Consider the following 11135-nt stretch of genomic DNA (forward strand, 5'->3'; position numbering starts at 1 on the left):
CCTGATTTCCGGTTCCCGGAGCTTGCGGGGCCGGGGCGTTCGGTCCAGTAGTCCCAGGCCGAGACGACGGCAAGGGCCTGAGACGGGTTGAGCCGCGGGTCGCACAGGCTGGTGTAGCGTTCGCCGACGTGGTCGAGAGCCGCGGCGTCAGAAGCGCACTCGGTGGCGTTGTCCGGCGTCGTCTCCAGGTGCAGACCGCCGGGTACGCCGTCCGCGGAGACGACGGCCCGATGGAAGTTGCGCACCTCGCGTGCGACCGTCTCCACCATTCGGGTCTTGTTGCCGTCGGGCGCCGTGATGGTGTTGGCGTGCATCGGGTCGGCCAGCCAGATGACCGGGTGACCGGCCGCGCGGACGGCTTTGACCAGCGGCGGCAGCCGGTCGGCGACGATGTCGGCGCCCATCCGGGCGATGAGGGTGAGCCGGCCGGGCTCCCGCGCGGGATCCAGCCGCTCGCACAGCGCCAGCACTTCGGCGGGGGTCATGCCGGGGCCGACCTTGCAGGCCACCGGATTGACGACGGCGGAGAGCAGCGAGACGTGCGCCCCGTCCACCTGGCGGGTCCGCTCGCCGACCCACGGCCAGTGCGTGGAGCCGAGGTACGCCTGCCCCAAGTCGTCCCGGCGCAGCAGGGGCAGCTCATAGTCGAGCAGCAGCGCCTCGTGGCTGGTCCAGACCGGCAGTTCGATGCCCGCACCCGCGCTCGAGCCCTTCCAGCCGAGGTTTTCCATGATCTCGTTCGCGGCCATGTAGCCGGCCAGGATCCGCAGCGGATCGGGCCGCCGGCTCTCCCGCGTCGCCTCCAGCCCGTTGACCATGTCGCCCCGGTAGCAGGGCAGTGCGATGCCGCCGACCTGCTCCGTAGCCTGGGAACGCGGCTTGGCGAACTGGCCGGCGATCCGGCCGACGCGGACCACGGGCCGCTGGGCGACCAGGCGCAGGGCGCCGGCCAGCTGGTCCAGCACCGCGATCTTGCGGGCGACGTGGCCGGGGGTGCGCTCGTTCACGTCCTCGGCGCAGTCCCCGGCCTGGATGATCTTGGCCTCACCCACGGCGACCCGGGCCAGGATGCCGCGCAGCGTGCGCACGTCCTGCGCCCGCACGAGCGGCGGGCTCGCTTCCAGCGTTTCGCGTACGCGCCGAACCTGCGATTCGTCTCCCCATTCGGGCTGTTGCAGAGCTTCGCGGAACCGGACTCCGTACAGAAGTTCTTCCATCCTGCTCTCCAATTCCGGCGGCCCGGCTCAGGTCGGAATTCCCTCGCGCTTGATCTCCGGTACCGGAATGCCGAGCGCGCGCAGCTGCTCGAAGGGGTTCATGAACTCGCGCTGCAGCTTGATCTTCTCGTCCTCGAAGGTGAACGAGTGCAGGAAGTGGTTCTCGTAGTAGCCGTCCGGGTAGCCGGGGAAACGGATCGCGCCGTGCCCGTCGCATTCGACCCAGAAATGATTCGGGTCGTCGGTCTCGAAGATCTGGACGTTGTACCATTCCCAGTCCGGAAAGCATTTGAGCGACCAGACCGCGTGGTCCGCCAGCCGGTCGCGACCGTGGATGGCGATCGGCGCGCCGGTGTCGTTGGTCCACAGCCCGCCGACCCCGTCCTCGGTGAAGAGCTCGTGCCGCCGGAGCCGGTCCTGCCCCGTGGTTTTCATGTAACGCTCCACCGTGGCGCGGTTCGTGCGGCGCAGCTCGACCGCATCGGCGAATCCGCGGGAAAGGGTGGATTCAGACATGGGTGTCCCTTCGAGGTGAATGGAAGGTGTACCGATAAAGACGCGGCCCCTTATCCGGCCGGGATCGCCACGCTCGGAACGTTTCCGTCCGTGGCCGATTATGTGGGGCACGGGTGGAGCCGTCGCGGCCACCGCGACTTGATACGTCGCCGATACGGCGCGGATACGGCAGCGGCTGCTCCAGGCATACGGCGAATCACCTATACAGCTTTACGCGGTACGGCGGTCGGCTATGGCCTTGCGGAAGGCATGCGGCCGGCAGCAGGAGCACACCCAGCCATCCGTCCGTCGGTTCGCTCTGGAAAGATGCGCCCGTGACGACGACGGCGGACCGCATCGCGGAACGGCTCGCGGCCGAGGCGTGGCCCGGCGCGTTCCGCGAGTACCAGGTCGACGCGCTGAACCGGCTCGACGAATGTCGCCGGGCCGGGCGTCGGCGGGCCTGGCTCGTCCTGCCGCCCGGCGCGGGCAAGACACTGGTCGGGCTGGAAGCGGCGCGGCGGCGCGGGGGACGGGTCGTGGTGTTCGTGCCCACGACCGCGATCCAGGGGCAGTGGGTGCGCACCTGGCAGCAGTTCATGCCGCAGGAGGTCACCGCGGGGACCGACCGCGACCTCCGACACGGCATCACCGTGCTGACCTACCAGTCTCTCGCCGTATTCGACAGCGACAGCGACAGCGACGCGTCCGGCAATGACGTCGAGCCGCACGACGACCGCGAGCCGCCCGGGGACACTCCGCGCGACCGCGACCGCCCGCTGCTCAGCTTCCTGCACGCCAACGGCAGGGCCCTGATCCAGGCGCTGCGGTCCGCCGGGCCGGTCACGGTGATCCTCGACGAATGCCACCACCTGCTGGAGACCTGGGGCCGGGTCGTCGCGGACCTGCTCGACGAGCTGTCCGGCGCCGACGTCATCGGGCTGACGGCGACCCCGCCGGACTCGCTGACGTCCGCGCAGGCCGCACTCGTCGAGCGGTTGTTCGGCACGCCGGTGCGCGGCGCCGGCCTGCCCGCCGTCGTCCGTGCCGGATACCTGGCCCCGTTCGCCGAGCTCGCGTTCCTCACCGCGCCCACGCCGGTCGAGGCCGAGTACATCCGCGCCGAAGCGGAACGCTTCGGCGAGTTCCGCGGCGACCTGCTCGACCCCGGATTCGCCGCGTCCGGCTTCCTGAACTGGTGCGACGCGCGCTTCGTGACCCGCACGGACGCGGCAGCGGTGGAAAGCGCGACCGGTAATGGCACCGGCACCGGCACCGTCGCCGTCTCCTGGAGCCAGCTCGAACACGAGGCTCAGCCGCTCGCCCGCGCCGCACTGCGCCTGCACCATGACGGGCTGCTCGACCTGCCGCCCGGCGCGCGCCTTCGCGAGGAGCACCGCACCTCCCCGACCGCAGAGGACTGGGTCGCCCTGCTCGACGACTACGTGACCGGTTGCCTCGGCCGGTCGGCGGACCCGCGGGACCAAGAGGCCGTCGACGCGATCCGCGCCGCGCTCCCGTCGATCGGCTACCGGCTCACCCGCCGCGGCATACGCGCCGCCCAATCCCCGGTCGACCGGGTGCTGGCCCGCAGCGACGCCAAGACCGACGCCGCCGTCGAGATCGCCGCCGCCGAAGCCGCCGAGCTAGGGGAGCGTCTGCGCGCGCTGATCCTCTGCGACTTCGAATCCGCATCCGCCACCCTTCCGGCCCGCCTGGTCGACGTGCTCGACGCACAGGCCGGCGGCGCGTGGCTCACCCTCGGAAAGCTCGCCGCGGACCCGCGCACCGCGGCCCTGGATCCGCTGATGGTGACCGGGCGCACGGTCACCGCCGGGGTCGGGACCGCGGCGGCTTTCGTCGCCTGGGCCGCGGCTCGCATGCCAGGCCTCGAACTCGCGGTGGAACCCGACCCCGAGGGCGTGGTGGCCCGGATCACCGGAGCGTGGAGCCCGCGCGACTGGGTGCCGCTGGTCACCGAGTACTTCCAGTCAGGGCTCTGCCGCGTCCTGGTCGGCACCCGCGCGCTGCTCGGCGAGGGCTGGGACGCCCACACGGTCAACGCGGTCGTCGACCTCACCAGCGCCACCACCGTGGGCGCGGTCGTCCAGCTGCGCGGACGCGGGCTGCGGCTCGATCCGTCCTGGTCGGACAAGACCTCGAACAACTGGACCGTAGTCTGTGCGACCGGCGCGCATCCGAAGGGCACGGCGGACTGGAACCGGTTCGTCCGCAAGCACGAGGGCTACCTCGCCGCGGCCGACACGGGCGACATCGTCTCAGGGGTCGGCCACGTCGACCCGGCGTTCTCCCCGTATGCGCCGCCCGCCGCGGACACCTTCATCGCCGTCAACGCGGCGATGCTGATACGCGCGGGGGAGCGGGACCGCACCCCGGAACGCTGGTCGGTCGGCCGCCCCTACACTGACGAGCTCGTCCACACCATCCGAGTCCGCACCCCGCGCCGCACCCAGACCCTGGTCTCGGACCGGCCGCCAGGCCGACCGCTCCCGTTGCCCGCCCCCGCCGGGCTGGAGGCGACGAATCTGCACAGGCTGACCCTCTGGTTCGCGATCAATCGGGCGGTGCGCCTGCTCGCCGACGCCGCCGGACCGCCGCCGGTGAGTACGTTCGCTTACACGGTCGCCGAAGCGATGCGCGACTGCGGCCTGTCCGAGGTCGGCGCGGACGCCGTGCGCTCGGCCACCGAGCCGGACGGCACGTACCGCATCGAACTGGCCGGGGTCTCGACCGCCGTCTCGCTCAAGTTCACCCGCGCCCTCGACGAACTCGTCTCGCCCGTCGACGAACCGCGCTGGTTCATCCCCCGCTACGAACTGCCCCCGCTGCCGGAGGCGCCGCGCGCCCGCCGCGCCGCCGCCCGCGCCTGGCTGCGTGGCCGAGCCCCGGCGAACGTGGTCGTGTACCACCCGGTTCCCGCCGTGTTCGCCCGCCCGGCCCGCCGCCTCGACATCTTCGCCGGCCACTGGCGCCGCTGGATCTCCCCGGGCACGCCGATCGCGACCAGCACACCGGAGGGTGAGGGCGTCCTGGTCACCCACCGAGGCCGCAGCCCTCTCGATGCGACGACGGCCCTGCGCGTCGCCTGGCACTGATATCGGCACGACCATGGAGGCTGCCGACCGCGACGCCGCCGGGCACCGCGTCAGTTCACGATGACGACCTGCACCTCGAAATGACCGTTCGCGCCGGTGCAGCGCATCGCCTCGCCGCAGTTGACCCGCGTCGCCTCGACTGAGGTCTGGCCGGTCGCGAGCGCCGTGAAGTCAGCGGTCTGGGTGCCGCAGCCCGAACCCAGCACCTGGTGACCCGCGCAGGTTCCGGGGGAGGGCGGCACGAAGGCGGTGGTGTCCAGCTTCAGCAACTGCGGCGCGGCCACCGGCTGGAACGTCCAGTACGCACTGTTAAGCGCGACGTGAACCGTGCCGCCGACGTGCAGCGTGATGGTCTTACCGCTGTCGGCGAAGGCGAGCTGCGCCGCGTACGGGGCTGCGCTGGAGCTGGTTGTCGCCGACGGCGAGTTGCCGGCCGCGGCGCTCGTCGCCGGCGACGGGGTCGCTGACGCGCAACCCGCTGCCGCCGCGAGCACGCATGACGTCATGAGGACTCCGAGGCGCGAGGCGCGGGCCCTTGGCTGCGCAGACATATGAGGCATCACTCGATCTTCCTTATCCGAAAGAGGCCGGATCACTGCTTGGACGCTCCGCACGGCGCTCCCGTTCCTCACTCTTTCGAGTGGTGCGCACGCGGCGATGCTGTGACCTACCGCCGGACGTTCGGTTAGCCGCGCCGCGAGGACGTGAGGATCCGCAGCACGGTCCGCGGATGGATGCTGCCGAAGCCGAAGAGCAGGTTGACCCCGGCGTGCAGCACCCGCGGGTCATGTTGCAGGGCCCGCAGGATCGAGGTGGCCGGCCTCTGGTGACGCATCATCTCGAGGTACAGCCGGCAGGAGAGGAAGTGCGCGCGGTAGCGGCGGCGGAAATCGCGCTCAAATCGGGTGAGCGCGGCGTTCAGGCGTCCGCTGTCGCCGACGTCGCCGGGCAGTGCGTCGATGAAGTCGGCCGCCGCCGTGACCGCGTACGCGATGCCCTCGCCGCTCACCGGATTGATCATCGAGGCGGCGTCTCCGAGCAGCGCGGCGCGCGGGTAGGTCAGCCGCGGCATTCCTCCGACGTGCGGAAGGTGGTGCGCGCGCTGGTCGTGGAGCTCGCCGAGGTCGATCCCGCGGGCCCGGGCCCGCTCGACGAAGGCCGCCAGAACGCTCTTCAGATCGTCGTCCCGGCGTTTGAGCTCGTCCACCAGCATGCCGACGCCGACGTTGACCCGCCCGTCGTCCAGCGGGAAGAGCCAGCCGTAGCCCGGCAGAAGGTCGCTGCTGTAGTCGAGGACCAAGCGCTGTCCGATCCGCCCGCCGGGCAGGAAGTTGTCGCTCGACGCGTACGCGCGCAAGGCGATGCTCTGGTGGCGCGACCGGCGGGCCTTGTCGCCGGTCAGCGTCCTGCGCACGGCCGAGTAGGCGCCGTCGGCACCGATGACGAGGCGCGCGTCGACGTCGAACGTGGTGCCGTCGGAGCCGCGTAGCTCGACGCGCCTTAGTTCCGGCTCGCGCGTCATGCCGAGATACCGTACGCCGGTGAGGTCCGCGGCTCCGGCGGAGACGGCGGCGCGGACGAGGTAGTTGTCGAAGTCGTATCTGGTGATGATGTGGCCGCACATCGGACGGCCGTCGATGGGCGGGATCACGCTGTCGAGCCGGCCGCCGTCCGGGGCGAAGACGGTCAGCTCGGTCACCGCGGGGTGGCGCTCGAAGACCGAGCCGAGGCCGAGCCGCCGCAATACCTGCACCGCGCCGGGGCCGATACCGTCGCCGCATGCCTTGTCGCGCGGGAACGTGCGCCGGTCCACGAGCGCCACGCTCAGCCCGCGCCGGGTGGCCGCGTACGCGGCGACGGCGCCGGCCGGACCCGCGCCCACCACGACGATGTCGAACGAGTCTCGCGCCATGCCAGGTCTTGTGCTCCGATAGCTCGCGATTCAGCGGCCGCGCCGGGATCGCGGTGCGACTCGGCGCCGGCTTCGCCGTGATCCGAAACTACCTCACCCGGGCGCGTGAGCGCGGACATGCCGAGCGGCGCGCTCAGGTCGAGGTCGCAGGACAGGCTGGCGACGAAGATCGGGGTCCTCTTGGGCGGCTGCGCTGCGTCCCGCGCGGTCAGCGGACGGGCACGCGTGATCCGGTCGTCGCTCTGCGGGCCGGATTGCAGCCGGCGGCGCCCTAGGGCTAGCCCCGCCCGATCCCCACCGCGGATCTGTGATGCCTCGGGCGGAGCCCCGCTTGGCCACGACGGTCTGAGTCGGCTCCTCGGGATCGTCCGGGAGGATGGACGCAGGTCCGGCGCCAAGTGGACCTGCCCGGCGGGGTGCCGACTCAGAACCGTCGCGGCCCCACCATCAGTGATAAGGCACAGGCTGTTGTTTGACAGCAGGTGGGGATGTTCGGCGAACAACGCTGAACAAGCCGCCTGGGCGCATCGCAGCGGTCTGCCAATTGATCTCCGATGTGGGTATCGTTTCTGACAACGGAGTGCTGGAATCTTCGGGCAGAACACCTTTTTCGTCGTCGGCCGGGCCTGGTTCGTGTATTCAAATGGGGGATACATGCCACGCACTGAACAATCCCTAGACCCGCTGGACGGACCTCTCGCAGCGTTCGCATACGATTTGCGGGCTTTGCGGGAAAAGGCGGGTCACCTGCCCTACCGGGCGCTGGCCAGGCGCGCGGGATTCTCCGCGAGCACGCTGTCGGTGGCCGCCTCCGGGAAGGTACTGCCGTCGCTCGACGTCACTCTGGCATACGTGCAGGCTTGCGGCGGCGATCCGGAGCCATGGCGGGAGCGCTGGCAGACGCTGGTCGTGCAGCCGACGCACGGTGACACCGCAGTCGCGCCCGTTCACGAAGAAAGCGAGGGCGCGCCGCCCTTGGTGCTTGAACGCGTCGCTTGGCAACTGCCTGACGTCACTGCCACGGTGCCGGCCGGCGGCGCGGCCAAGAATGCCAGGCGTGGCGTGCGGCGCCTATGCGCGACGCTGGCCGCTGCGGCGGTCACGTTCGTCGGATTCGTCCTGGCGACGGGCGCGATGGGAGCTCAAGCCGTGCCGTCGGCGCCGGCGCTCGCGAACGCCACCATCAGCCAACTCGGCGATCTTTACGGGGTCATCGTGCAAGGCGCCGGGCTTCACGCCGATGCCAGCGCCTCGGCGGACCTGCGGACTCAAGCCGACTGGCCCCGTGAGCGGGACTTCCTGATGTCGGCCGCGACCGTGCGGTGGCAGCAGGCCGAGCGCGTCTCCGGGCTGGACGTCTCGCAAATCCCCGACGGGACGCTGATGGCCAGGAAACTGCGCGAATCCTGGGCCAACCGCACCATGGCGGACATGTTCTACGCCGAATATGTGGGCAGCCCGGGGGGATCCGCCTCCGAATCGGACACGGTCAGCGTTCTCGATGAGGCCCAAGCCTTTGACAACGCCGCACAGGTGTCCGCGAGCGAAGCGGTCAGCCTATGGAACAGCCATGCTAGGGCGCTGGGCGTGCCACGGATCTCCGAGCATCTGCTCTAACGCACTGCACCTGACGACATGCCGACAGTTCCCGGGTCGCGCACACGCCGGCGTATCGATACCGCTGTATTGACAACGCCGTATCGACAACGCTGCATCGACACCGCCGCAGCCGTCAGCCGTCGCGCTTGCCCCGCCAGCGGAACGTGCGCAGCGAGACGAGCAAGCCGCCGATGATCCAGGCGAGCAGGACCAGCGCGACCTTGCCGTGCTCCCAGGAACCGGCGGCTTCCTGGGTTTGGAACGAATCCGGCAGGAACACCGAGCGGATGCCCTGGCACATCCACTTGAGCGGGAAGATCGCGCCGATCCCGCGCAGCACCGGACCGAGCTGGCCGAAGGTGAAGAAGACCCCGGAGATGAACTGGAGGATCAGGAACGGCGGCAGGACCACCGCGGAGGCCGAGCGCCCGTCCTTGGCCAGCCCGCCGAGCATGATGCCGAGCGTCGCGCACGTGCCGAGTCCGAGCACGAACACCCACGCCAGGGTGATCCAGCGGCCCGGCGTCGTCGGCAGGTGCAGGCTGAAGAAGACGGCGCTGACCCCCAGCAGGATCGCGAGCTGGATGAGCCCGGAGACGAGCGCGGACAGCAGTTTGCCGAGGAAGTACGAGACGCGCGGCATCGGCAGCCCGCGCAGCCGCTTGATCGTTTTGTCGGTGCGGTCGGTCGCGATGCCGATCGCGACGCCCTGGAAGCCCACGGCCATGGTCCCGGTCGCCGCGATCCCGGCGGTGAAGTACTGCGAGTAGGGCACGTCCGTGTTCTGTACGTCCCCCTTGAAGATGGACCCGAAGATCAGCATCATGATCACCGGGTAGGCGAAGGTGAAGACGACCGCGTCGCGCTGCCGGAAATACTGGCGCAGCTCGATCCCGGCCCGGCTCATCCCGAGCGCCACGGCGGAGGGCAGCCGGCCGGCGTCGGCGGGGGCGACGGTCGGCGCGGTGACGGTAGCGGTGGTGGCCTGCGGCTCGCTCACGCGTCCTCCTCGATCAGTTGGAGGTAGACGTCTTCGAGGGTCGGGCGGGTCACCGTCAGGCCCGGGACCTCGCCGTCGTAGCGCGCGGCGAGTTCGGTGACGAACTTCGTCGGGGCGTCCGTCTCGACGGTCCGCGGTCCGTCCTGCGGGTCTGTCCAGCCGACCCGGACCGCGGCGAGATTGCGTCCGCCGAGCCTGCTGGGCTCGTCGACGGCGACGATCCGCCCGCCCCTGATCACCGCGGCCCGGTCGGAGAGCTGCTCGGCCTCCTCCAGGTAGTGCGTAGTCAGCAGGATCGTGGTGCCCGCGGTGCGCAGCGAGCGCAGCAGCTCCCAGAACTGCCGCCGCGCCTCGGGGTCGAAGCCGGTGGTCGGCTCGTCGAGGAAGAGCACTTCAGGGTTCCCGACGATGCCGAGCGCCACGTCGAGGCGGCGCCGCTGCCCGCCGGAGAGCGTCGAGGTGCGCGCGCGCTCCTTGCCGTCGAGGCCGACCAGCGCGATCACCTCGCCGACCGCCCTCGGCCGCGGGAAGTACCCGGCGAAGTGCCGGACGATCTCGCCGACGGTCAGCTCGTAGATGTCCGACGACTCCTGCATCACGATCCCGATTCGGGCGCGCCACCGCCGCCCGGCGGTCTGCGGGTCCTCGCCCAGGACGCTCACGTCCCCGCCGTCGCGCTTCCGGTAGCCCTCGAGGATCTCCGTCGTGGTGGTCTTGCCCGCGCCGTTCGGGCCGAGCAGCGCGAATGTCTCCCCGCGATGCACCGTGAGGTCGAGGCCGTCCACCGCGACCGCGTCCCCGTACCGTTTGGTCAACCCGCGCACACGAATGACCGAGTCCCCCGCCGTCATGCCCAGTAGCCTGCCGCATCCCGCCTGCCAGCGCCACACGGACCGCGCCTTTCGCAGGAACAATCGAGCTGCGGCTGCACATCGGGTCGAGTTGGTCAGCCGCGTCGGCAGGAAGGCGAACAGGTCCGCGGTCAGGGTGTTGAGCTGGTCCCGGGTCGGGCCGAAGCCGTGGCCGGCGTGCGCGTCCAGGCGCAGCAGCACGGGCTTCGCCGTGACCGCCTCACGTGGTCGAGGCGGTCGCGGGTATTGTGCCGCCGTGTTGGGCGAGGGCCCGCACGACCTCGACGCGTGAGTGTAGGTGCAGTTTGTTCAGGATGCTCGAGACGTGGGTTTGTACGGTGCGCCGGGACAGGTACAGCTCGGCCGCGATATCGGGGTTGGACCATCCCTCGCCGACCAGTTGGGCGATGCGCGACTCGCTGGCCGTCAGCGCGCCCCAGCCGGAGGTCTCGCGCCGGTGTGCGCTGCGCGGGCCGCGGCGCACCCCGTGCGCCCGCAGGCGTGCGTCGGCGCGGCGCACGTCCCAGGCCGCGCCCAGCAGCCCGTACACCTGCGCCGCCTCGGTCAGGGCGGCGCGCGCCGGGGCGACCTCGCCGTTGGCTGCCAATCGCGCCGCGGCTTCCTCCAACGCGAAGGCGCGCGCGAACGGAATGCCCTGGGCGCGGGCGTCCTCGGCCACCGCCAGTAGCAGCGGCACGTCGTCGTCCAGCTGGCCGCGGCAGCATTGCGCGCTCAGCAGCCGGCGCGGCAGCGGTTCGACCCCCGCGTCCGCCTCCATACCTTCCGTCGCGGCCCGCGCGAGGCCCCGGTCCCCGGCGGCCAGGGCCATGCGCACCAGGTACGGCGTCTCCTCGTTGCGCTCGTCCCGGCGCAGCCCGGGCGGCATGCCCAGCCAGCTGGCCAGCAGCTCCAGCGCGCGGGCGGCGTCACCGTCGGCCTCGGCGG

Annotated in this window: 8 protein-coding genes and 1 pseudogene; 2 read left to right on the forward strand and 7 right to left on the reverse strand. The window is 71.0% G+C overall.

Annotation, left to right across the window (positions count from 1 at the left end; genetic code table 11):
* Nucleotides 1-53: 53 nt before the first annotated feature.
* A pseudogene (locus VGZ32_RS28900) lies at nucleotides 54-1217 on the reverse strand (3-deoxy-7-phosphoheptulonate synthase); the annotation flags it as partial.
* Nucleotides 1218-1244: 27 nt separating this feature from the next.
* Nucleotides 1245-1733: a PhzA/PhzB family protein gene (locus VGZ32_RS22845; protein ID WP_326888206.1), complete on the reverse strand. Its 489-nt coding sequence runs from the start codon at nucleotides 1731-1733 to the stop codon at nucleotides 1245-1247.
* A gap of 314 nt (nucleotides 1734-2047) precedes the next feature.
* On the opposite strand from VGZ32_RS22845, the gene VGZ32_RS22850 reads away from it, so the two are divergent.
* On the forward strand, nucleotides 2048-4828 hold the full coding sequence (locus VGZ32_RS22850; protein WP_326888207.1) for a DEAD/DEAH box helicase family protein: 2781 nt from the start codon (nucleotides 2048-2050) through the stop codon (nucleotides 4826-4828).
* A 50-nt stretch (nucleotides 4829-4878) separates the two neighbouring features.
* Here VGZ32_RS22850 and VGZ32_RS22855 read toward each other — a convergent pair whose 3' ends face one another.
* Together VGZ32_RS22855 and VGZ32_RS22860 are read right to left on the reverse strand one after the other, a co-directional pair.
* A complete protein-coding gene (locus VGZ32_RS22855; protein ID WP_326888208.1) occupies nucleotides 4879-5334 on the reverse strand; it encodes a hypothetical protein in 456 nt (151 codons plus the stop codon).
* 179 nt (nucleotides 5335-5513) lie between these two features.
* Nucleotides 5514-6740 carry a geranylgeranyl reductase family protein gene (locus tag VGZ32_RS22860; RefSeq protein WP_326888209.1) on the reverse strand — a complete coding sequence of 409 codons (1227 nt, stop codon included), beginning with the start codon at nucleotides 6738-6740 and terminating at the stop codon, nucleotides 5514-5516.
* Nucleotides 6741-7466: 726 nt separating this feature from the next.
* On the opposite strand from VGZ32_RS22860, the gene VGZ32_RS22865 reads away from it, so the two are divergent.
* Nucleotides 7467-8357 carry a helix-turn-helix transcriptional regulator gene (locus VGZ32_RS22865; RefSeq protein WP_326888210.1) on the forward strand — a complete coding sequence of 297 codons (891 nt, stop codon included), beginning with the start codon at nucleotides 7467-7469 and terminating at the stop codon, nucleotides 8355-8357.
* 115 nt (nucleotides 8358-8472) lie between these two features.
* On the opposite strand, the gene VGZ32_RS22870 is transcribed toward VGZ32_RS22865, so the two are convergent.
* The 3 genes from VGZ32_RS22870 to VGZ32_RS22880 form a co-directional block, all read right to left on the reverse strand.
* The gene (locus VGZ32_RS22870; protein WP_326888211.1) at nucleotides 8473-9339 is read right to left on the reverse strand and encodes an ABC transporter permease; all 867 of its coding nucleotides are present in this window, start codon (nucleotides 9337-9339) and stop codon (nucleotides 8473-8475) included.
* A complete protein-coding gene (locus VGZ32_RS22875) occupies nucleotides 9336-10190 on the reverse strand; it encodes an ABC transporter ATP-binding protein (protein ID WP_349263719.1) in 855 nt (284 codons plus the stop codon). The genes VGZ32_RS22870 and VGZ32_RS22875 overlap by 4 nt, the downstream gene beginning before the upstream one ends.
* A gap of 220 nt (nucleotides 10191-10410) precedes the next feature.
* Nucleotides 10411-11135, reverse strand: a 725-nt coding sequence (locus VGZ32_RS22880; RefSeq protein ID WP_326888213.1) for a helix-turn-helix transcriptional regulator, incomplete at its 5' end; no start/stop codon positions are given.

The organism is Actinocrinis sp. (genome assembly GCF_035938995.1).
Classification (GTDB): domain Bacteria; phylum Actinomycetota; class Actinomycetes; order Streptomycetales; family Catenulisporaceae; genus DASZGI01.